Here is a 23,087-nt window from a genome sequence, read left to right as displayed (position 1 = left end):
CTTCGCTTAGCGCTCTACAGTTTCCATAAGAAACGCTTCGATAATGTCGCCCTCTTGGACGTCATTATAGCGTTCCAAAGTTATGCCGCATTCATAACCTTGCGCCACTTCTTTGGCATCATCTTTAAAGCGTTTCAAGGTATCAACTTTACCTGTAAATACAACGATTCCGCTACGGATCAAGCGCATTTCAGCATTACGGGTAATTTTACCATCAATTACCATACAACCTGCAATGGTACCCACTTTACTGATTTTGAAGACGCTACGTACTTCAGCGTGACCGATAACGTTCTCTTTATAGATAGGATCAAGCATACCCTTCATTGCACTTTCGATTTCCTCGATTACATTGTAGATGATGTTATGGAGACGAACATCTACTTTTTCTTGTTCAGCAGCTGCCTTGGTCTGAGCGTCCGGACGAACGTTAAAGCCAATAACAATAGCATTAGATGCTGCTGCAAGTGTAATATCGGATTCCGTAATGGCACCAGCACCGCTGTGAATGATCTTCACGCGGACGCCTTCCACTTCGATCTTAGCCAGGGAACCTTTAAGTGCCTCGACTGAACCTTGTACGTCAGCTTTAATGATAACGTTAAGGTCTTTGATCTCGCCGTCTTTAATGTGCTGGAACAAATCATCCAATGTTACACGGGTGTTCGTATTCAGCTCAGATTGACGTTGGGATGTGGAACGTCTATCAGCAATCGCACGGGCTTTACGCTCGTCTTCGAAAGCCATAAACGGATCGCCAGCTTGTGGTACCTCAGTCAAACCAGTAATTTCTACTGGAGTGGAAGGTCCAGCTTCCTTGATCTTACGTCCTTTATCATTAACCATCGCACGTACACGTCCGAAGCAGTTACCTGCTACAAATGCATCGCCGACTTTCAATGTACCGTTCTGTACCAGAACACGTGCAACTGGTCCACGATTCTTATCAAGCTCAGCTTCTATAACAGTACCGCGTGCCCGTTTGTCAGGGTTCGCTTTGTACTCATTTACTTCAGCAACGAGCAGAATCATTTCCAGCAGTTCTTCCAAGTTAATACGTTGTTTTGCAGAAAGGTTAACGAAGATGGTATCTCCGCCCCACTCTTCAGGAACGAGTTCATAGCTTGTAAGCTCTTGCTTCACTTTGTCAGGATCTGCACCCGGCTTGTCGATTTTATTAACAGCGACAATAATTGGAAGTCCAGCAGCCTTAGCGTGTGCAATAGCTTCAACGGTCTGAGGCATAACACCGTCATCAGCAGCAACTACGATAATAGTCATATCTGTTACCTGTGCACCACGAGCACGCATAGCAGTAAATGCTTCGTGACCAGGTGTATCTAGGAACGTGATTTTCTTCTGGTTGATTTCAACTTGATAAGCACCGATATGCTGTGTGATTCCGCCTGCTTCGCCTAGAGATACACTCGTCGAACGAATGGCATCCAGCAAAGTAGTTTTACCGTGGTCAACGTGACCCATGATCGTAACTACTGGAGGACGTGACTGAAGTTCTTCTTCAGCATCATTCTCTTCCACAGTTTCAAAGCTATCCTCATCAACAGGAATCTTCACTTCTACTTCTACGCCGAATTCAGCAGCGAGTAGCAGGATGGTGTCGATATCCAGCTCTTGGTTGATGGTTGCCATAACACCCATAGAGATCAGCTTCTTAATTACTTCAGAAGCGTCTTTGTGAAGCAATTTTGCTGTTTCACCAACAGTCATGCTACCACGAACGATAATCTTCTTAGGTGTGTTATCGATCTTCTCACGGTGAACCATTGGCTGATTCTTGCCGCGGCCATTCTTACCACCACGACCGCGGTAGTTACCGCCTTTGCCATCATCAAACCGTCTATTGTTCGTATTTGGTCTACCACCAGTTGTGTTCTTCTTAGGACCTCTGTCGTCACCGCGTGTGAAGCCACCGCCAGTGCCAGATTGACCTTGTGGGCGGCTGTCAGTGCGAGGTGCACTGCTTTGTCCTTGCGGACGGCTGCCAGTATTGCTTCCTTGTGGACGGCTACCACCGGTATTACTACCTTGCGGACGGCTGCCACCAGTGCTGCTACCTTGCGGACGGCTACCACCGGTACTGCTACCTTGTGGACGGCTGCCAGTATTACTTCCTTGCGGACGGCTGCCACCAGTGTTGCTACCTTGTGGACGATTGCCGCCTGTGCTACTTCCTTGCGGACGGCTTCCGCTAGTACTGTTAGTACGTGGAGCTCCGCTTTGTTGCGGACGTGCATTCTGCGTTGAACCTGTTGTTGTTCTGCGGGAATCTTGTCCGCTTTGGGGCCTTGGGGACGTCGTCGATTGGTTGTTGTTTTGGTTACTGTTCATACCTACCTGCTTTTCCTGTTGATTTTTGTTGGCATTCTGAGCACTTTGGGGTTCGGCAGTTACCGCACCGGTTGTCACCGGACGGCTGCTAGAGCTGGTATCCCGTTTGGCTGCAGCGTTCGACTTGATATCCTTGAAGAATTGCTCTACTTTGTTCACGGAACCGTTCTCCATGACACTCATATGATTATTCACAGGGACATTCAAACGCTTCAGAATTGTAATAATTTCTTTACTGCTCATGTTTAGTGACTTGGCGTATTCGTACACGCGCAATTTATCTTTGTTCTCTTCTTTAGTCAATAAATCCACCTCCGACAGTATCTCCGAGTTGCTTGGAGATCATTTCCGCGAATCCTTTATCCGTAATGGCCAGTACTACACGCTGGTCTTTACCAATACTTGCACCGAGGCTGTCTCGGTGAAATGCGATTACTAGTGGAATATCGTAGGTTCCGCATTTATCACGGAACTTTTTTTGGGTATTATCTGAAGCGTCACCTGCCAGAACGACCAGCTTCGCCTCTGAAGACCGTACAGCTTTGAGTACAGCCTCATCGCCGGTGACTATCTTGCCTGCTCTCATGGCAAGCCCTAAATAAGAAAGCGCCTTACTCATTATCCTCACTATCCTTTGCTGCTAGAAACTGCTCTTCCACGGAAGTAAACTCCCGGGCAAGCTGGTCATAGATTTCAGGACTCACTTGACATTTCAAAGCGCGGTCAAGTGCTTTATTCTTCTGTGCCAGCTTAAAGCATTCAAGCTTGCCGCATATGTAAGCACCACGGCCTGACTTCTTACCTGTCAGATCAATCAGTACTTCGCCCTCGGGCGTTCTAACCACTCGAATCAGCTCTTTTTTCGGCATCATCTCCTGGGTAGCAACGCATTTGCGCAGCGGCACCTTTCTTTGTTTCATACATACGCCTCCCGTCAAGCAGGTTAATTAATCAATAGAGACGGAATCCTGATGCATTTCATCAATAGAAGTTCTCGGTCTACCGTATTCCTGCTCCGCTTGACTTTCACTCTTGATATCAATTTTCCAGCCGGTAAGCTTAGCGGCAAGACGTGCATTTTGCCCTTTAATACCGATTGCCAGTGATAATTGATAATCAGGAACGATCACCCGTGCCATTTTCTCTGCTTCAAAGACTTGAACTTCAAGCACCTTAGAAGGGCTGAGTGCATTAGCGACATACTCCTGCACCAGATCAGAGTAACGGACGATATCGATCTTCTCGCCACGAAGCTCAGTAACGATGGTTTGAACGCGTGTTCCTCTTGGGCCTACGCAAGAACCAACTGGATCCACTTCCGGATTGCGGGAATACACAGCAATCTTCGAACGGAAGCCAGCTTCACGAGCTACGGAACGAATTTCAACTACACCATCAAAAATTTCCGGAACTTCTAGTTCGAACAGACGCTTCAGCAATCCGGGATGACTGCGGGACAGCATAATTTGCGGTCCTTTAGTGGTGTTCTCAACTTTAGTGATATAAGCCTTGATACGCTCGCTTTGTTTAAACTTCTCACCTGGCATCAATTCACTAAGCGGCAAGACCGCTTCGATTTTACCAAGATCAATGTAAATGTTCCGCATATCTTGACGTTGTACAAGTCCTGTTACAATATCATCTTCTTTGTCAATAAAGGCATTATAGATGAGTCCACGTTCTGCTTCGCGAATCCGTTGTGTTACAACCTGCTTTGCAGTCTGTGCAGCAATACGCCCGAAATCACGTGGTGTTACTTCAAGCTCAGCAATGTCTTCAAGCTGGAAATGCGGGTTAATTTCTCTGGCTGCCGGCAATGAGATTTCAGTCCTTGTATCCAGGACCTCTTCAACAATTAGCTTGCGGGCAAACACTTTAATGACACCTGTGTTGCGGTTCATGTCAACACGCACGTTCTGTGCTGCATTGAAATTACGTTTATAACTAGAGATCAGCGCCGCTTCGATCGCTTCGAACAGCACATCTTTACTGATGCCTCTCTCCCTTTCCAGCTCATTCATTGCTTCAATAAACTCCATACTCATGAATTTCCGGCCCCCCTTTCAAGACGTTAAAAAATAATGGCCAATCTCGCGCTTGCGACTTTGGCATACGGTACTACATGTTCTTTTTTGCCCGCGGAGATGAGCAGTTCCTCGTTCTCGAACGAGAGCAAACGACCTTCAAATTCTTTGAGTCCTTGAATCGGCTCATAAACAGTCACATACACGTCCTTACCTACCGCTTTAGCTACATCCGCAGCTTTTTTGAGAGGACGCTCTGCTCCCGGTGAGGAAACCTCAAGGAAATATGCCTCAGGGATAGGATCATTCTCATCCAACTGCTGACTGAAATATTCGCTAATGCTTCCGCAGTCATCAATATCAATGCCGCCTTCTTTATCTACGAATATACGCAGAAACCAATTGGAGCCTTCCTTCACGTATTCAACGTCCACCAGTTCGAAACCATTGTCGTCGAGATAGGGCCCGAGCATCTGCTCTACCGTTTGTTTAATTTTAGATTTGGGTGTGCTCAAAAGAAAATTACCTCCACGAACTTGTCTTTTGCTATATACCAAAGATAAAGAGTGGGTTTCCCCACTCTTTACACAACGGACTTATCTCATTATTACCAAAGAAATTATACCATAGTGAGTCTGGACTGACAAGTGCTAGCCCTTGACTCCCCCTTTGGAGCTCTCTTTTCTAGCCATGAAATAAGTGTTGTTAAAGCCTTTAAAATAGGGAAAGTTGATTGCTCTCCGGTAGGCCGCGGAAGCAGCCCATATTGGTTAGCAGCTCAATAACTGTCTTACTCGCCTTGGATTTTTGCTGGAAATCCTCAATAGAAAGGAACTCCCCGGCATCTTTCGCAGCTGCAATGTTGATAGCAGCATTCTCACCAATTCCCGCTAATGCGGAAAACGGAGGAATCAAACTCTTGTCATCAACAATAAACTTATTCGCTTCCGAACGGTAAAGATCAATGTTTTTGAATGTAAACCCACGTGCCGTCATCTCCAAAGCCATCTCAAGGACAGGCAACATAGCCTTTTCCTTTGGCAAGGCTTGAAATCCTTTTTGCTCAATTTCTACGATCTGACGGTTGATCGCTTCATATCCCTTACAGCACAATTCAATATCAAAATCTGCTGCACGTACAGAGAAATAAGTCGCATAATATTCAATAGGATGATACAGCTTGAAGTAGGCGGTACGTACTGCAGAAATTACGTATGCAGCAGCATGCGCCTTCGGGAACATGTATTGAATCTTCAGACAAGAATCAATATACCATTGTGGAACCTTGCACTTTTTCATTTCCTCGATCCATTCGTCAGATAAACCTTTACCTTTACGAACACTCTCGGTAATTTTAAAGGCCAAGCTCGCATCCATTCCCGCTTTATAAATTAAGAAGAGCATGATGTCATCCCGACAACCGATAACGGTCTTAATGTTACAAGTGTTATTCTTTATAAGCTCTTGCGCGTTACCAAGCCAAACTCCAGTACCATGAGACAAACCTGATATTTGTAGTAAGTCAGCAAAGCTGGATGGTTTCGACTCAATAAGCATTTGACGTACGAATTTGGTACCCATTTCGGGCACACCATAGGTCGCAACCGGTGATCTGATTTCGTCAGGTCTCACTCCAAGCGCATCTGTAGAGTTAAACATGCTCATTACTTTCGGATCATTCATCGGGATAGAAGTTGGATCAACACCTGTCAAATCCTGCAGCATCCGCATCATCGTCGGATCATCATGACCCAGAATATCAAGCTTCAGCAGATTCGCGTCAAAAGCGTGATAATCAAAGTGTGTGGTCTTCCATTCGGCATTGACATCATCCGCCGGGAATTGTACTGGCGTAATATCTTCTACCTCCATATAGTCTGGAACAACGACTATACCACCAGGATGCTGTCCCGTACTACGTTTAACGCCTGTACAACCGGCCGCCAGACGGCCAACTTCAGCTCCACGCCAACGTTTCTGGTGAAGTTCTTCGTATTTTTTTGCAAATCCGAAAGCTGTCTTCTCAGCTACGGTACCAATCGTTCCGGCACGGAATACATTTTTCTCACCAAACATTTCTTTGGTAAAGTTATGTGCATTCGGCTGATATTCCCCTGAGAAGTTCAAGTCGATATCGGGAACTTTATCCCCTTTAAATCCAAGGAAGGTCTCGAACGGAATATCCTGGCCTTCACCTTTGAGCTTCTGACCGCAATCCGGGCAGACTTTATCTGGTAAATCGAATCCGCTCCGCACACTACCGTCCAGGAACCATTCACTATGGCGACACTCGGGGTTTAGGCAAATATAATGCGCAGGCAAAGGATTAACTTCTGAAATTCCAAGAAATGTAGCTACTACAGAAGAACCTACAGAACCCCGCGAGCCTACGAGATATCCATCTCGATTTGATTTTTTAACGAGACGTTCAGAAATCAAATAGTTGGCAGAGAACCCGAATTTAATAATCGGTGCAAGCTCTTTCTCCAAACGGGCAATAACTACTTCAGGTAGTTCTTCGCCATAAATGGATTTGGCAGTGTTATAACAGGTCTCGCGAATTTCTTCGTCCGCCCCTTCAAGAATTGGTGTAAATAGCTTATCTGGAAATAGCTCCAGCTCTTCAAAACGTTCTGCCAGCTCAACTGTATTCGTAACCACGACTTCCATCGCTTTTTCAGCACCGAGAAATTCGAATTCAGACAGCATTTCATCCGTTGTGCGGAAGTGTGCATCCGGTTTGCGTTGGTCTTTAAGCGGACTAAAGCCTGTGATCCCATTAATCGTAATATCACGATACAGCTTGTCCCGGGGTTCAAGATAATGCACATTCCCCGTTGCGATAACAGGTTTATTCAACTGTTCCCCTATTTCGCAAACCTTGCGGACTACATCGCGAAGCTCATCAGGGCCTGCTACAAAACCCTTGTCCACCAAGTGCATGTACATGGTCAATGGCTGAATCTCCAGCACATCATAAAAATGAGCAACCTCCATGGCTTCCTCAGTCGTTTTGTTGAGTACTGCTTCAAAAAACTCTCCACGTTCACAACCGGAAATTACGAGCAGTCCATCTCTATGCTCTTCCAGCTTGGATTTCGGAATACATGGTACACGTTTGAAATATTCCGTATGTGACATGGAAATGAGCTTATAGAGATTTTTTTTGCCTACTTGATTAAGTGCATAAATATTACAGTGGAATGGTCTTGTGTTCGAAAGATCATTACCCACATAATCGTTTAGTCGATCAAGGCGGGTCATGCCCTTCATCTTTTCAGCATCTGCGAGCAATCCTGTTAATATACCGCCGAGCGCTATGGTATCATCAATCGCACGGTGATGGCTTTCCAGAAGAACTTTATATTTATCGGCTAATGTGTTCAGCCTGTGATTCTTCATGCTTGGATATAGTAACCGAGCGAGCTCAAGCGTATCAAGAGATGGATTCGGAAGCACAGGTTCACCTATTTTACGTAACGAGGCCTGAATAAAACCCATATCAAATCTGGCGTTATGAGCAACAAGGATACTATCACCCACAAATTCAACAAACTTACGCAGCACTGGTTCAAGATCAGGAGCATCCTTAACCATTTCATCCGTAATATTGGTCAATTGCTGAATATGATAAGGGATCTTCTCATGCGGATTAACAAAAGTAGAATAACGGTCTACTTCTTTGCCCTCACACATTTTAATGGCCGCCAGCTCCGTAATATTATTGCGGGTAATCGATAACCCCGTGGTCTCTATATCAAACACTACATAGGTAGCTGTCTTCAAGTCCAAAGGCTGAGCATTCTCGACAATATTCACAGAGTCATTCACAACATTGGCTTCCACGCCATAAATCATTTTTATCTTATGCTTATGAGCTGCATGGTTCGCATCAGGAAAAGCCTGAACTCCGCCATGATCAGAAATAGCAATCGCAGGATGCCCCCACTGGGCAGCTGTTTTGACATAGGTAGTGATCGGAGTGACCGCATCCATCGTACTCATCGTAGTGTGAAGGTGGAATTCCACCCGTTTCTTAGGAGCCGTATCTTTACGCGCAGGCGGTGCCTTAACTTCCGTTAAATCCGAAGGGATCATCACTAGCTCAGGAATCTGCATAAAACGGTCATATTCAACTTTTCCGCGTGCTCTTACCCATTTACCGTTTGCTAGCTGACTCATAACCTTCAGATCATCTTTAGTCTTCGCGAACATCTTCATTTGTAGAGAATCCGTGAAATCGGTCAAACTGAAGGTGAACAAAGTACTGCCATTGCGAAGTTCCTTACGATCCAGACCAAAAATGGTACCCTGAATTGTAATTTTCTTCTCTTCATCTTGAATTTCAAGAATCGGCACGGCCTGTTCCTTAATCTCATACCCCACTTGAAGCTTAATTACTTCATTAGGATCGCTATCATCAGCAGGAGCTTCTGTTTCTACAGCAGTCATCATCTGCTCAACGATCTCGCGTTGTTCTTGCTGAAGCTTTTGCTGAAATTCTTCGTATGCTTCAACATTATTATTTTCGTTCTCTGCCATTAGCACTTTAACTTTTAAGGAGAGACCGAAATACTTATCATAAAATTTAATAATTGCCCCATCGATGCCTTTTTTACGAGCCAGCTCCATAGAAGTGGAGTCACTCATCGTCAGCATTAAAGTGTCATCTTTAAGCTCTTGGGTAGAACGTGTCAGCCAGCCATTAACCGAAGGGATCTCGCGAGTCACCCACTCCAGAAACAATCCCCAATATTCTTGGACTAGCTCTGCTCTACTAACTTTTTGATCATATACGAATAAAAAGCTTACTTTGGCTATATGCTGTAGCTTCTCGCGCATTCTGAGGCAAAATGTCCGGTATACCTGCGCTGGAACCAGACTTTCTTTCGTAATCACTATTTGCCAGTCTCGGTTACCACGGCTGATCTCTACACGCTCTATATATCCATCTAAAAAGTAGGGATCCATAATTGCAGGTGGAATTTCACCTTGCTTCATCAAGAGCTCGAATATTTTTCTTCTCTCCTGGTTTTGTTCCATGCTTTCCTCCCACCTTTGATAACTCCGTAAAACACAATCAATGATATTCAGTGAAAGTACAATATGACAAGCATAAACGCCTTCGGCGTCCTTATGAGGACGGTAAGTGTTTATGCGAGAAATAAAAGGATAATTTATTACGTAAGCCTATAAATTCTTATATTTTAAAAAGCTTCTGGATTCAAAAAGCATTGGGTTTTTTCGGCCCGCTGACTCCTCTCTCCAGAAGCTAGATTAAAATACTACAAGACTGTTGATCGGTACCAAAAGATTAATATGCCTTTGCAAAAACCACAGTATGCTCAGCTGGTTTACCACAGCAAATGCAGACTTGTTTCTTCTCCGCCGGATCGAAAGGAATGTTACGGCTACCCGCACCTGTCTCTTCCTTAACTTTGGACTCGCATTCTTCGGAACCACACCAGCCAGCTAGTGCAAAGCCGCGTTTTTCTTCCATTGAAGCTTTCATTTCTTCCAAGGAATCTACAGAATAGAAATGGTCCTCACGGAATTTCAGGGCACGTTCGAACATTTCATTATGAACCTGCTCGAGCATTGCTTGTACCTCTTCAACAAGGTTCTCCTGCTGAATTACCTTCTTCTCACCTGTGACACGGGATACGATAACGCAAACGCCATTCTCCATATCGCGTGGTCCAAGCTCCAAGCGCACAGGTATACCGCGCATTTCATATTCATTGAACTTCCAACCTGGCGTTACATCCGAACGATCATCCACACGTACACGAACACCTGCGTTCTTCAGCTCCTTGAACAGCTCGTCTGTCCGTCCAATCACGGCTTCACGAGTTTTAGGAGGTCCGATCGGAATCATAATCACTTGAGTTGGAGCTACCTTAGGTGGCAGAACAAGACCACGGTCATCGCCATGTACCATAATCAGCGAACCAATCAAGCGTGTAGTGGATCCCCATGAGGTCGTATGCACATATTCTAAATTATTGTCGCGGCTCAAATACTGGATCTCAAATGCTGTTGCAAACTTGGTACCCAAGTAATGTGAGGTAGCAGCCTGTACAGCACGTCCATCTTTCATCATCGCTTCAATAGAATACGTATCTACTGCACCAGCAAAACGCTCGGAAGGTGTCTTTTGTCCAGTGATCACCGGAATGGCAAGGAATGTCTCGGCAAAATCACGGTAGTTATCCAGCATCTTCATGGTTTCTTCACGAGCTTCGGCTTCATTCTCATGCGCAGTATGCCCTTCTTGCCAAAGAAACTCAGTAGTGCGGATAAATGGTAAAGTACGCTTCTCCCAACGAACCACGTTCGCCCATTGATTGATAAGTACAGGAAGGTCACGATAGGACTGAATCCATTTGGAATACATGTGCCCGAACATGGTCTCAGAAGTAGGACGGACAGCCAGACGTTCTTCAAGCACGTCTCCACCAGCCTCAGTTACCCATGGCAGTTCGGGATTAAAGCCTTCAATATGATCCTTTTCCTTTTGAAAGAAACTCTCTGGAATGAACACTGGAAAATAAGCATTACGATGCCCAGTTTCCTTGAGGCGACGGTTCATTTCCTCCTGAATATGCTCCCATATTTCATAGCCCTCTGGCTTAAATACGATACAGCCACGAACAGGAGAGTAGTCCATCAAGTCTCCTTTTTTTATAACATCAATATACCAGCGTGAGAAATCCTCGCTTTGCGGCGTGATTTCCGTAACGAATTGCTTATCTTTTGCCATGTAATGGAATGCCTCCCGAAGAAAATTAGCCGCTGATCAAACGTAAAATATCATTATACGTAACAGCAATCATTAATAAAAATAACAGTGCAAATCCGACAAAGTGAACCATACCTTCACGACTCGGATCTACAGGTTTACCGCGTAATGCCTCCACACCTAGGAACGCCAGACGGCTTCCATCGAGTGCTGGAATCGGCAATAGGTTGAAAATCCCCAGATACAAGCTTAGGATAGCAGCCCAATAGGTAAGATACTGAATGCCTTGTTGGGCAATTTGACCGGTTACTTCAAAGGTACGAACCGGACCTCCAATATCATCCATATTGAATTTATTGATCAATTGCTTAAAGCCCAGAAAGATAGCTTCCGTCGTATCGACCATAGCTTTACCTGAACCTGTCAACGTCTCTCCAACCCCTGCTTTGCGGGTAGGAAGCTCAGGTGTAATCCCGATTTTACCGCCTTCTTGTCCCTCCATGCTACGAGGAACGAGAGTCACATTAAGGGTCTCATCACCACGTTGCAGCATCCATTTCATTTCTTTCCCTTTGGACTCCGAGGTTAAGTCAATCATTTTTTGGTAATCGGCACCAATCTTCTCACCGTTGATGGAGACAATAATGTCACCCTTCTGCAATCCCGCCTCTTGTGCAGGCATTCCTTCAGAGACATCACCGATCTTAACATAAGTAGGATTCTCCACCGGAATTCCAACCATTTGCAAATGGATGGCAAACAGAACAAAGGCTAACAGGAAGTTCATCACAGGACCCGCAACAATAGCCAATGCACGCTGACCCACGGTTTTACTACCGAATTGGCGATCTTTAGGCGCAATTTGAGTCTGTTGCGTTCCTTTAATCATCATCGCTTGAGGATGAACATCATAAGTAGTAACTTCGCCATCCACATCCAAGCGGATTTGCAGATCATTTTCAAGATCAGTATGCAAAGCCTCACCACGGATTACATTTTTACGTGTATCCAGTGCGTCCAGATAAATATTTTTTACTTTATTATCCTGACCGAGTCTTACTGCAATGGTCTGTCCTGAGCCAATTTCAATAATTTCTGGATCTTCACCAGCCATCCGAGCATAACCGCCAAAAGGCAGTAAACGCAAAGTGAACTGTGTCTCATTCCGTTTATAAGAAAACAGTTTCGGACCGAAACCGATAGCAAATTCCCTCACGAGAATACCGGCGCGTTTGGCAAAATAATAGTGACCCCATTCATGTACAGTCACCAGGACAAAAAACATGAGCACCGTTAATAAAACGACTTGAACCATTTCCAAACGTATCATCCCCCTTTAGGTGTAAGACCGAAGTATGTCCTCTTAATTTATCATTATTCTCCGATCAGGCACAAGAGAATCAACTGTCCCAACCTATTTTTAGGGCAAAGTAAGTATTTCCAGTCAAGCAATAACGCCATCGGCGTCCCTTAAGGAGACGGTACGCGTTTACGCGAGAAATATAAGGATAATGTATAAAGTGAAACTTATACTTTCTTATATTTTTAAAAAGAGATCTTTCTACCTTCTACAGCGTTGCTGCCAGCTCACGAACACGCTTATCACAGGATTCAATTTGTTCCAAATTCGGATTGTCCTCGTTAATATGACGATGCAGCACTTCACCGATGATCTCCTCAATGCGCAGGAATGGGATCTCATGACTCAAGAAACGAGCAACAGCAATTTCATTCGCGGCATTAAAAGCAGTAGTAGCTGTCCCTCCAGCTTTTCCACAATCCATGGCTAGCTTAAGCGCAGGGAATCGTTCATAGTCCATTTCTCGGAAAGTCAAACGTCCAACTTCAGCTAACGACAAACGCTGTGCCGGCGATTCCCAGCGTTCGGGATACGTGAGCGCATATTGAATCGGGACACGCATATCGGGATTACCAAGCTGAGCAATAATGCTGCTATCGCGGAACTCCACATATGAGTGAATGATACTCTCTGGATGCAAAAGTACATTTACTTGTTCATAAGGTAGACCAAATAGCCAATGCGCTTCAATCACCTCAAGCCCTTTATTCACCATTGTAGCAGAATCAATCGTGATTTTCGCGCCCATGCTCCAATTCGGATGACGAAGTGCATCTTCTACTGTTACATTCTTGAGTTGATCACGAGTGAAATCCCGGAAGGATCCACCAGAAGCCGTTAAAGTGATGCAAGCAATATCCGCGAGATTCTCACCATTTAAGCACTGAAAAATAGCAGAATGCTCGCTATCAATAGGTAACAACTTAACACCATTACGGTTAGCTAGATCAGTGACGAGGTGTCCTGCCGTTACCAAAGTCTCTTTATTAGCTAGTCCAATATGTTTGCCTGCTTCGATCGCAGCTAACGTGGATTGGAGGCCTACACTACCCATAACAGCCGTTACGACCATTTCGGCATCTCCACCAGCTGCCACCTCAATAAGACCTTCATTCCCGCTGTATAGCTGTATGCCAGAAGGCAGACTGGATCTAATCTCATCTGCCAACTCCTTTGTTGCAACAGAAACACGACGAGGATTAAACCGACGAACTTGTTCCAGTAATAACGCTGTATTCGTTCCAGCTGCCAAGCCATCTACTTGAAAAGAGTCTGGGTGCATAGCGATGACATCTAGAGTCTGAGTGCCGATCGAACCTGTGGAACCAAGAACACTTATTTTTTTCATAGTTATACCCTCTCCTTCCGTTAATAGTAAGGCATGAGCGTTAGGATATGTACGAATGGAAATACGATAATCCAGCTGTCACATCGATCAAGAATACCACCGTGACCTGGCAGAAGTGTGCCTGAATCTTTGATACCATACGTACGTTTATAGGCAGATTGCACAAGATCACCAAGCTGACCCAAGACCGCACAAGAAAGCCCTATAAGTAGCGCTCGTCCTATCGCTAGATGTTCAGGAGCAAATATTGCAAATACGATCGCGATTAGCATCGAGATCAGTACCCCACCTACTGCACCTTCCACCGTTTTGTTGGGACTGATGGCAGGCCAAAGTTTGTTTTTCCCCATGCTTCTTCCAACAAAGTAAGCCCCGGCATCACTACCCCAAATGCAGAAAAGGAGTAAAAAAGTCCAGAACAAACCATGTCCGTCATCCGATGCACGAGCCATGGCCATATAAGAAAAACCCATTCCAATGTATACTATACCAGTAAACAGCAAGGCTGTTACTCGAATATCTAATTTATTTTTAGTAAAAACTGTAACTAAAAGGAACAACAGCAGCAGAATCCAAATTCCTTGTTCCCACGATAAGGGTGCAGAGATCCCAAGCAAATTCCAAGGGATCATAAAACTTAGAATGGCTGCATAACCAAGAACGGTAGAACCGGAAAGCGCAGGTATCCCTATCATTTTCACAAATTCATAAAACCCGATAAAAGCCATGGCAGTAAGTAACAACTGGTATGGCCAGTTTCCCAACACGCATAAGCCTAAAAATAGTGCTCCGGCAACAATTCCGGTAATCAATCGCTGCTTCAAAGGTTTCCATCTCCTATCAAGCTACTTCAGTCCACCATAACGGCGTGTACGGCGTTGATATTCAGCAACTGCCTGATGCAAATGCTCCTTATCAAATTCAGGCCAATACACATCAGTAAACCACAGCTCACTATAAGCAAGCTGCCATAGCATGAAATTGCTAAGTCGCATTTCTCCGCTTGTACGTATAAGCAAATCCGGATCTGGTAACTCACCAGATAACATTCGGCTATCGATTAGATCAGTCGTAATATCTTCCGGTGACAAAGCCCCTGATTGGATGTCCTTACCAATGCTGCGCATGCAGTCCTCAATTTCTTTACGTCCCCCATAATTAAGAGCAAAATTCAATATAAGTCCAGTATTGCCCTGTGTTCGGGAAACCGCTTCTTCCATAGCCTTGCGTGTATATGAAGGTAGTGCATCAGTATCCCCCATCATACGTACTTGGACATTCTTCTCAATCAGTTCATCAAGCTCAATGGCTAGAAACTCCACTGGCAAGCGCATCAGATAATCGACTTCTTCCTTTGGTCGTTTCCAATTTTCTGTCGAGAACGCATACATCGTCAAAAACTCAACACCCAGTTCGTCTGCAGCGATTGTAGCACGTTTAACAGCCTTCATGCCATTCTGATGACCCACAACGCGCGGCAACCCGCGACGCTTAGCCCAACGCCCATTGCCGTCCATAATAACAGCCACGTGCCGGGGAATGTTATCCGGTGAAATCTCGACTGGCTGTTGCCTGTCTTTACGGCTCAGCCACGCTTGAACCCGTTTGATCATTTCCGTTTCCTCCAAGCTCTTATCAGAAAGAGACAAACCCCACCATTAACGGAGGGGCCTTAAGTCTCTAGAATATCTTTATACTTCCATAATCTCTTTTTCTTTGGATACAAGCACTTTGTCGACCTCGGCTATGAACTTATCCGTTGTCTTTTGAATGTCTTCCTGATGGCCACGGGACTCATCTTCCGAGATACCGTTTTTCTCCATCTTCTTAATATCATCGTTGGCATCACGGCGAATGTTGCGGATCGCTACTTTCGCTTCTTCACCAAATTTCTTCGTCAATTTCACCAAATCCGTCCGACGTTCTTCAGTCAGCGGAGGGATAGAAAGACGAATGATTGTGCCGTCATTAGCAGGCGTCAAACCGATATCCGATTTCATAATCGCCCGTTCAATGTCAGACATCGATGTTTTGTCCCACGGCTGGATTAACAGTGTCCGGGAATCCGGAGTACTGATGTTCGCCAGCTGATTGATTGGAGTTGGGGAACCATAATATTCAACTTGAATGCGATCTAGCAGTGATGTTGTTGCACGTCCTGCACGCAATGTTGCCAAGTCACGTTTCAGCGATGAAATCGCTTTTTCCATACGCTCTTCGGCATTTTTTTTGACCGATTGTGGCATTAATCTACACTCCCTTTAACAATCGTTCCGATCTTCTCACCGAGAACGACACGTTTGATATTGCCTTGTTCAGTAATGGCAAATACAATGAGCGGTATATTATTATCCATGCATAGAGATGAAGCTGTGGAATCCATAACACCAAGGTTTTTGTTCAGAACATCCATGTAAGTGAGCTGTTCAAATTTCTCGGCTGTGCTGTCTTTAAACGGATCTGCTGAATATACACCATCAACCTTGTTCTTCGCCATCAGAATAACTTCTGCTTCGATTTCTGCTGCTCTAAGTGCTGCAGTAGTATCTGTAGAGAAGAAAGGGTTTCCTGTGCCTGCTGCAAAAATAACAACACGGCCCTTCTCCAAGTGGCGAATCGCACGACGACGAATGTACGGTTCAGCAATTTGCTGCATCGAGATCGAAGTCTGCACTCTTGTTGGCACATCGATTTGTTCTAATGCATCCTGCAGAGCAAGTGAATTCATTACTGTTGCCAGCATGCCCATATAATCTGCAGTAGCGCGATCTATGCCACTTGCACTACCAGCGATCCCGCGCCAAATGTTACCTCCACCACAAACAATCGCAACCTGAACGCCAAGCTCTACAACTTCCTTGATCTGTTCAGCGATGGAAATAATCATGTCGGCATCAATACCATATCCGTTTTGTCCTGCCAAAGACTCTCCACTTACCTTAAGGACTACTCTCTTAAATACCGGCTGTTCCAAATGTATACCCTCACTTTCTGCAAAAGACGGAACACTACGTGTACGTGTTCCGCTCTTCTGATGCTTGCCTTTATTCAATTCTTCACATTTATGATGAAGCTGATATTAATTATTTACTTGTGCCATAACTTCTTCAACAAAGTTATCCACTTTCTTTTCCAAACCTTCGCCTAGTTCAAAACGAGCAAAACGACGGATCGAGATGTTTTCTCCGATTGTGCTGATTTTTTCGTTCAGCAATTGGGAGATCGTTTTGTCTGGGTCTTTAACGAAGGTTTGCTCAAGCAAGCAATATTCTTCGTAATATTTACCAATACGTCCTTCAACCATTTTTTCAATGATTTTCTCAGGCTTACCTTCATTCAAAGCTTGAGCTTTCAGGATTTCTTTTTCTTTTTCTACATCTTCTTGTGGAACTTCTTCACGACGAACATAACGTGGGTTTGCTGCAGCGATTTGCATAGCGATATCGCGAGCAAAATCCTTGAAGGAATCTGTTTTACCTACAAAGTCAGTTTCGCAGTTGATTTCTACAAGTACACCAATACGGCCGCCAGCGTGGATGTAAGATTCTACAACGCCTTCAGTAGCAATACGTCCTGCTTTGTTTGCTGCTGCGGACAAACCTTTTTCACGAAGCAATTCAGCCGCTTTAGTGATATCGTTATTAGCTTCTTCAAGCGCTTTTTTACAATCAAGCATACCAGCGCCTGTTCTTTCACGAAGTTCTTTTACTGCTTTTGCATCAACTGCCATTGTTTATTCCCTCCAGGTAATTGTCGTTTTCTTACATTATTCAAGGCTTTTATCCTAAAAAAAGGGCAGTGAGAGGTTATCCACCTGCCAACCACCCTTTTCATTTAAGTTCTTGTATGTGTTAGTCGCTACTTAAGCAGTAGTTGTGTCTTCGCCTTGGTGAGCTTCAACAACAGCGTCTGCCATTTTACCAGTCAACAATTTCACGGCGCGGATAGCGTCGTCGTTACCTGGAATTACGTAGTCGATTTCGTCTGGATCACAGTTAGTATCAACGATAGCTACGATTGGAATACCCAATTTGCGAGCTTCTGCAACTGCAATACGCTCTTTACGCGGGTCAATGATGAACAACGCGCTTGGTAGACCTTTCATGTTCTTGATACCGCCCAAGAATTTTTCAAGACGATCTTTCTCTTTGCGAAGAAGGATAACTTCTTTCTTAGGTAGAACTTCGAAAGTGCCGTCCTCTTCCCAAGATTCCAATTTCTTCAAACGATCAATACGTTTTTGGATAGTTTGGAAGTTAGTAAGAGTTCCGCCCAACCAACGTTGGTTAATGAAGAACATACCGGAACGTTCTGCTTCTTCTTTCACGGAATCTTGTGCTTGTTTCTTTGTTCCTACGAATAGGATTGTGCCGTTGTCACCAGCGACGCTTTTTACAAAGTTGTAAGCTTCTTCTACCTTCTTGACTGTTTTTTGCAAGTCAATAATGTAAATTCCGTTTCTTTCAGTGAAGATATAACGATCCATCTTTGGGTTCCAACGACGAGTCTGGTGACCGAAGTGTACCCCAGCTTCTAGAAGCTGTTTCATGGAGATTACTGCCATCTTCACACACCTCCTAAGTTTGGTTTATTGTGTGTCTCCTCCGCCGTGCGTCATCTTTCAGCAAGACTTTCTTCAGAAGAAAGCACCCCTTGTCGAAATCAACCGGCGTGTGTTTTAACACCGTCAATTACTATACCATATTTTATTAGTGTATGCAACGATCATTGAAAACTTATTAATTTTTCTAGTATAGAATCTAGACTCTCGTCTTTATTAAAGGTGTAAGAACCCGATTGAATCTTCGTATTGATCTGACGTTGATTGGCGGCTTTAAGAAAACTAGCCTTGTCCTTAATGACTTCAGCCTTCTCCAAAATATCTGCTGTTTTTGTCAGTGTGCTACCTGAAGGTATACGAACAACAACCCCTGCATTCGCAGTGGCTTTAGGCTTATCAGGTGCAACAGCAGATGGTGCAGTAGTGACCTCTGGCTTCTCAATAGTGCCTTCTTTAGGCGTTGAGGGCTCTTTAGGAGGGACAACCTTATTGGGGTTATCAGATACTGTAGGAGACACTACAGGAGCGGGAGAAGCCGCTACTGTAGGCTTAGAAGGTTCCACGTTCTCCGTACTTCCCTCATTAACGCCGTCTGTCTTCTCACCTTGAACAGCGTCCTCCAAAGCAGACTCATCAGAAGGAGGTTCAGTAGATTCGTCGATAACCTTCAAGTTCAATTTCTCAGCACCTTGTATTACCTGTTCCTTGGTGAGTGGAGCCGCTCCACCGGCTATCATTAACTGAAGTAATAGTGCACCTGCAATTAGCCCTGTGCCAAGACCGAACAAAAAAGAACGGTTCTTCATCATACCGATTCCTCCTGTTTGGCGAGTTGCAGAATCAGTTGCACTTCTCCCCGCTGAAGTCCAGCCGTCTTGGCAATGGAGTCTATCGATTTCCCCTGCTCATGTAGTTCAAATAATCTTGGATACCGCAATTTAATAGAACTAATGGGTTTAGCTTTCACTTCTGGTTGTATTGAACTCAATTCAGCTCCGGCAGACGGGTCTCCGATCGCCGCAACCTTAGCATACGAACCCTTCTCAACCGAAACTTCCAACTCTCTTAACCGCTTTTCTTCGTTAGTTACTCGGCCCTCTAGTAATAAAGAGCTTTGCTGTAATTCTGTCAATTGATGCTGTAAATCACTAATCTGCCCTTGCATTGCTACATGATTAGTTTGTGATTGCTGTTTAATACTGCTGACCAACTGTGCTAGCTCTTCATTCTCGCGCTCTATGTCAGCCATATATAGCTCAAGCGCTGCCTCCGTTTCTTTGAGGCTTTGCTGCTCTGCTTTTCCTTCCTTCATACGCGCTGGAAGTAAAAGGGCATAAAGAATAGCGGCGACACCTACTAGCACAATATACACCCATGGTTGCAAGTGCCTTATCTCCTTTTACATATCAAATATAATTACTTATTAAAGACTCAGATCAATGCGCTGTCCTTTGTAAGGATGTTCCGCATCACGAGTGCCTGACTTCGAACGTTTCTCCGAGGAAGGATTCCCTCCGGAATGATGATTGCCTTTATCTCCGCCATCGCGTAAAGCAGATTCAGAAGATTCATCCACTTCAGCGCTTCGCATGGTCATTTCCTGACTTTGTTTCACATTTTGTCCGGCCAGTTGATGCTGATCAATAGCGGGGCGCTGCTGAGATTCATTCTGAACCTTACCCGCTTCCGTAGTCCGAGGTAGTGCAATTTGCAGTTCCACTGGTTTTAGGCTCATCATAACCCTCTTCTCATAAGAAGAAACGATGTTGTCGTCTTTTGAAGACGATAACTGTTTCTAGTAAAAATATAAGGATAATGTATAACGTGAAACTTATACTTTCTTATATTTCAAGAATGGCCGGCCGCTATTGCTGCCCACCCGATTAATTGTATGGCGTTAAGGATATATCACCTTCACTATAAACAAACACAACTCGTTCTGTAGGGTCCTTTACAAATCGTGTATATCTACCGATCATAATTTTGGATCCGCCATAGATCGTTTTGATCACTTCAACTCTAGCTCTGCCTGTATCTTCTAGCATTCTTTCAATCTCTAGTACACGTTCTTTAATTCTTTTTTCCTCACGTTGATGAGACTGTTTGGTAGCATTCAATTTAACGCGAAGTGCCACTTTATCTGCAGGGAGTTGACCATTAGTTGCCAATTGATTTAATAGATACAACGCTTTAGAGGTTTTGTCCTCATTTTCAAGTAATTGACGCAGTGATTGACGTAGCTCGTTAATCTCATTTCTGAGCTCAGGTACTACTCCTACCTCAATAGAAGTCGCTGTGGACATGGTATTACCTATGGTACGTGCTACGACTCTTTCCCCAGACTGTACAGTTCCGCCAACTATCAATCCCTTAGCTCCGTTACAAAGAACGTCTCTGCCCGCACGTATATTGGAATGCATAATGCTCTGGGATACAATGACATCTTCACCAGCTGTTACATTACCATCTTGAATGAAAGAGACCTTAACATTTTTCCCAGCAGTTACATGTCCTTTGTTATAGCCGATAATTCCACCCGTAATTTCGATGGATCCCCCAGAGATTAATTCCGCTCCTTCAACTCCACCAACCACACGAATATCACCGGCGGACTTTACAGAAAATCCCGAAAGTACGTTTCCTCGAATAACAACGGTACCTACAAAATCAATGTTTCCAGTACTGTAGTCCACATCACCATTCACTTCATACACAGGAAATACATTGATTTTACCGCTATCGGTTAAAGTAACAAGACCGTCAATTGCGGCATACATCGAGGTTCCATTGTTATCAACGAGTACGTTCTTACCCACTTTAAAATGAGCTTCCCTTCCAGCTCTGAAAGCAAGCTCATCACCAGTTACAGTCTTACCATGCTTACCAGGCTGAGCAGGAATAATTCTAGCTATCAGCTTTCCTTTGAGGACGTTACGAAGCCGAACTAAATCCTTATAATCCACCTTACCATCCGCTTTTTCAAGCGGCTTGCGATCCTCTTCCAGATCAACAGTAAGCATAATACTTCCGTCGACTCCATTTACTGCAGGTTCACCTGTAGCAATAGCGACTTTACTCCAAAAAAACTCCTCCGGATGACTACAAATACGTCCAACAATATCACGCTGGACCCCGTAGCGAATATTGTGACTGTGCAGGAAGCTTTCCAATTCTGTAGGAGAGCAGGAAAAATTCTCATCCTTTTTGGAGAACTGCAAATACGCGATCCCTTTGTCATCCGAAAAAGTAATACTTAAGTACTGATCCAAAGCATTTTGACCGATCAATTTTGCTCCCCCTTGTCACCACTAACGGTTAATCGTTCTGCATAAGTAGATCGCGATTCTTCTCAAGCGTTCCCCTCAGCCGCAAAATAGCCTTGGAATGAAGCTGCGAAATCCGTGAAGGGGATAGTGACATGACCTCTGCGATTTCGCTCAATGATAAATCTTCATAATATAAAAGGGACACAACGGTCCGTTCTTTCACCGTTAATTTCTCAATACCTTTGGTGAGGGCTTCGCGTAAGTAGAACTCATTTACCTTGCTATCCGGATTCTTAGCTTTATCGTCCACCAGTATGGACATTCGGGTCTCTGATTCCTCTTCACGAATCGGGTCTTCCAGTGAACATAGTGACATTACAGCCACATCCTGCAACATATTTTGAAATTCAGTTACACTAATATTCAGGTATAGACTCATTTCCTCATCACTAACGGATCTCAAATACTTCTGTTCCAACTGCTGATAAGCGTCCTCGATTTTTTTTGCTTTTTCTCGCACAGATCTAGGGACCCAATCACTTTGGCGTAAGGAATCTAAAATCGCACCACGTACGCGCCAGGAAGCATAGGTCTGAAACTGCAATCCCCGTTTGTAGTCGAATTTTTCAATCGCATCAATTAATCCCATTACTCCATTGCTGGCTAAATCATCTTTAGATACATTTTTGGGCAATCCCACAGCCAAACGGCTGGATACATAATCAACAATATGGAGATAACTCTCTATCAGCTTCTTTTTGGCTTCAGGGTCACTGTGTTCTTTCCACTGTTCCCATAGCTCGTCAGTTTCCAATTGAGAAGCTTTACGCTCGTTCAATAGCTTTCACCCTTCCCAAAGTTTAGTCAGAGAGCTTGTCGCGGCGAAACCTGCCTAGTCACAAGCATAAACGCCTTCGGCATCCTTATGAGGACGGTAGCGTTTAAGCGAGAAATATAAGGATAATGTATAAAGTGAAACTTATACTTTCTTATATTTAAGATAACCGATTCCGCCACAGCGCTCGCTTATTCTTCTTTCAGGTGACGAACGGCCTTGGCCAATTCTTCAGGATCTTTCATAGAGACTAGTTTTGGGGGTGTGAGCGGCTTGAACCCCTCACTGTTCCCACTCCCTTGTCCTGGCTTCGGTTTGAGTAGATTAATTAACTCTTCATCCTCATTAGGGGTACTGATGTCTAGCTTTGCACCAAGTTCTTCTCCCTCAACATCCTGTTCATCCGGAGGTGATGATTGATACACGATAAAACCCAATACCCATCTTAGGAGGAAAGCAAGCAGAAACCAGATGATAAATCCTAATAGGCTTCGTAATAAACTAGTACCGAGAACATTATTACTGTAGGTTACAAAAAATGTGAATACAAAACCTATCAAACCAAACAGAAAGTTTATAAGAATGTTTCCTATCATCTTCAT

20 protein-coding genes and 1 pseudogene are annotated in these 23,087 nt (G+C 44.4%); all 21 read right to left on the bottom strand.

Going from position 1 to position 23,087, the window contains the following annotated elements; all coding sequences use genetic code 11:
* Positions 1-6: 6 nt before the first annotated feature.
* The gene (infB, locus tag MKX60_RS15825; RefSeq protein WP_042189415.1) at positions 7-2,652 is read right to left on the bottom strand and encodes a translation initiation factor IF-2; all 2,646 of its coding nucleotides are present in this window, start codon (positions 2,650-2,652) and stop codon (positions 7-9) included.
* Positions 2,647-2,968 (bottom strand): annotated as a pseudogene (locus MKX60_RS15820) (YlxQ family RNA-binding protein); the annotation flags it as partial. The pseudogene MKX60_RS15820 and the gene infB, both read right to left, overlap by 6 nt.
* Positions 2,961-3,269, bottom strand: a complete 309-nt coding sequence (rnpM, locus tag MKX60_RS15815) for an RNase P modulator RnpM (RefSeq protein WP_042189416.1) — start codon at positions 3,267-3,269, stop codon at positions 2,961-2,963. The pseudogene MKX60_RS15820 and the gene rnpM, both read right to left, overlap by 8 nt.
* A gap of 27 nt (positions 3,270-3,296) precedes the next feature.
* Complete coding sequence (gene nusA / locus MKX60_RS15810; RefSeq protein ID WP_042189417.1) at positions 3,297-4,394, bottom strand: transcription termination factor NusA; 1,098 nt, start codon at positions 4,392-4,394, stop codon at positions 3,297-3,299.
* A gap of 26 nt (positions 4,395-4,420) precedes the next feature.
* Positions 4,421-4,888: a ribosome maturation factor RimP gene (gene rimP / locus MKX60_RS15805; RefSeq protein ID WP_042128863.1), complete on the bottom strand. Its 468-nt coding sequence runs from the start codon at positions 4,886-4,888 to the stop codon at positions 4,421-4,423.
* A 199-nt stretch (positions 4,889-5,087) separates the two neighbouring features.
* The gene (locus tag MKX60_RS15800; RefSeq protein WP_341060246.1) at positions 5,088-9,416 is read right to left on the bottom strand and encodes a PolC-type DNA polymerase III; all 4,329 of its coding nucleotides are present in this window, start codon (positions 9,414-9,416) and stop codon (positions 5,088-5,090) included.
* Between the two features lie 271 nt (positions 9,417-9,687).
* Positions 9,688-11,136: a proline--tRNA ligase gene (gene proS, locus MKX60_RS15795; protein ID WP_042189419.1), complete on the bottom strand. Its 1,449-nt coding sequence runs from the start codon at positions 11,134-11,136 to the stop codon at positions 9,688-9,690.
* Positions 11,137-11,161: 25 nt separating this feature from the next.
* The gene (rseP, locus tag MKX60_RS15790) at positions 11,162-12,436 is read right to left on the bottom strand and encodes an RIP metalloprotease RseP (protein ID WP_042189420.1); all 1,275 of its coding nucleotides are present in this window, start codon (positions 12,434-12,436) and stop codon (positions 11,162-11,164) included.
* 247 nt (positions 12,437-12,683) lie between these two features.
* The gene (locus tag MKX60_RS15785) at positions 12,684-13,823 is read right to left on the bottom strand and encodes a 1-deoxy-D-xylulose-5-phosphate reductoisomerase (RefSeq protein WP_341060245.1); all 1,140 of its coding nucleotides are present in this window, start codon (positions 13,821-13,823) and stop codon (positions 12,684-12,686) included.
* 20 nt (positions 13,824-13,843) lie between these two features.
* Positions 13,844-14,647, bottom strand: a complete 804-nt coding sequence (locus tag MKX60_RS15780; RefSeq protein WP_341060244.1) for a phosphatidate cytidylyltransferase — start codon at positions 14,645-14,647, stop codon at positions 13,844-13,846.
* Between the two features lie 21 nt (positions 14,648-14,668).
* Positions 14,669-15,436, bottom strand: a complete 768-nt coding sequence (locus MKX60_RS15775; protein WP_341060243.1) for an isoprenyl transferase — start codon at positions 15,434-15,436, stop codon at positions 14,669-14,671.
* A 78-nt stretch (positions 15,437-15,514) separates the two neighbouring features.
* Positions 15,515-16,069, bottom strand: a complete 555-nt coding sequence (gene frr / locus MKX60_RS15770; RefSeq protein WP_042189424.1) for a ribosome recycling factor — start codon at positions 16,067-16,069, stop codon at positions 15,515-15,517.
* On the bottom strand, positions 16,069-16,797 hold the full coding sequence (gene pyrH / locus MKX60_RS15765; RefSeq protein WP_036688491.1) for a UMP kinase: 729 nt from the start codon (positions 16,795-16,797) through the stop codon (positions 16,069-16,071). Before pyrH ends, frr begins: the two co-directional genes overlap by 1 nt.
* Before the next feature lie 105 nt (positions 16,798-16,902).
* Positions 16,903-17,553, bottom strand: coding sequence for a translation elongation factor Ts (tsf, locus tag MKX60_RS15760; RefSeq protein ID WP_042189425.1), 651 nt, complete (start codon positions 17,551-17,553; stop codon positions 16,903-16,905).
* A 132-nt stretch (positions 17,554-17,685) separates the two neighbouring features.
* Complete coding sequence (gene rpsB, locus MKX60_RS15755; RefSeq protein WP_036688493.1) at positions 17,686-18,387, bottom strand: 30S ribosomal protein S2; 702 nt, start codon at positions 18,385-18,387, stop codon at positions 17,686-17,688.
* Between the two features lie 161 nt (positions 18,388-18,548).
* Positions 18,549-19,193: an endolytic transglycosylase MltG gene (locus MKX60_RS15750; protein ID WP_341060242.1), complete on the bottom strand. Its 645-nt coding sequence runs from the start codon at positions 19,191-19,193 to the stop codon at positions 18,549-18,551.
* The gene (locus tag MKX60_RS15745; RefSeq protein ID WP_339796794.1) at positions 19,190-19,768 is read right to left on the bottom strand and encodes a hypothetical protein; all 579 of its coding nucleotides are present in this window, start codon (positions 19,766-19,768) and stop codon (positions 19,190-19,192) included. Before MKX60_RS15745 ends, MKX60_RS15750 begins: the two co-directional genes overlap by 4 nt.
* Positions 19,769-19,807: 39 nt before the next feature.
* Positions 19,808-20,119, bottom strand: coding sequence for a hypothetical protein (locus tag MKX60_RS15740; RefSeq protein ID WP_042189428.1), 312 nt, complete (start codon positions 20,117-20,119; stop codon positions 19,808-19,810).
* Between the two features lie 148 nt (positions 20,120-20,267).
* Complete coding sequence (locus tag MKX60_RS15735) at positions 20,268-21,671, bottom strand: DUF342 domain-containing protein (RefSeq protein WP_076299235.1); 1,404 nt, start codon at positions 21,669-21,671, stop codon at positions 20,268-20,270.
* Positions 21,672-21,699: 28 nt separating this feature from the next.
* Positions 21,700-22,488, bottom strand: coding sequence for a FliA/WhiG family RNA polymerase sigma factor (locus MKX60_RS15730; RefSeq protein WP_042189430.1), 789 nt, complete (start codon positions 22,486-22,488; stop codon positions 21,700-21,702).
* 188 nt (positions 22,489-22,676) lie between these two features.
* Positions 22,677-23,087: a hypothetical protein gene (locus tag MKX60_RS15725; protein ID WP_340970942.1), complete on the bottom strand. Its 411-nt coding sequence runs from the start codon at positions 23,085-23,087 to the stop codon at positions 22,677-22,679.

Source organism: Paenibacillus sp. FSL R5-0914 (genome assembly GCF_038004525.1).
Taxonomy (GTDB): Bacteria; Bacillota; Bacilli; order Paenibacillales; family Paenibacillaceae; genus Paenibacillus_AQ.
The sequence above is the reverse complement of the archived record's forward strand: the minus strand, read 5'-3'. Positions and strand labels throughout refer to the sequence as shown.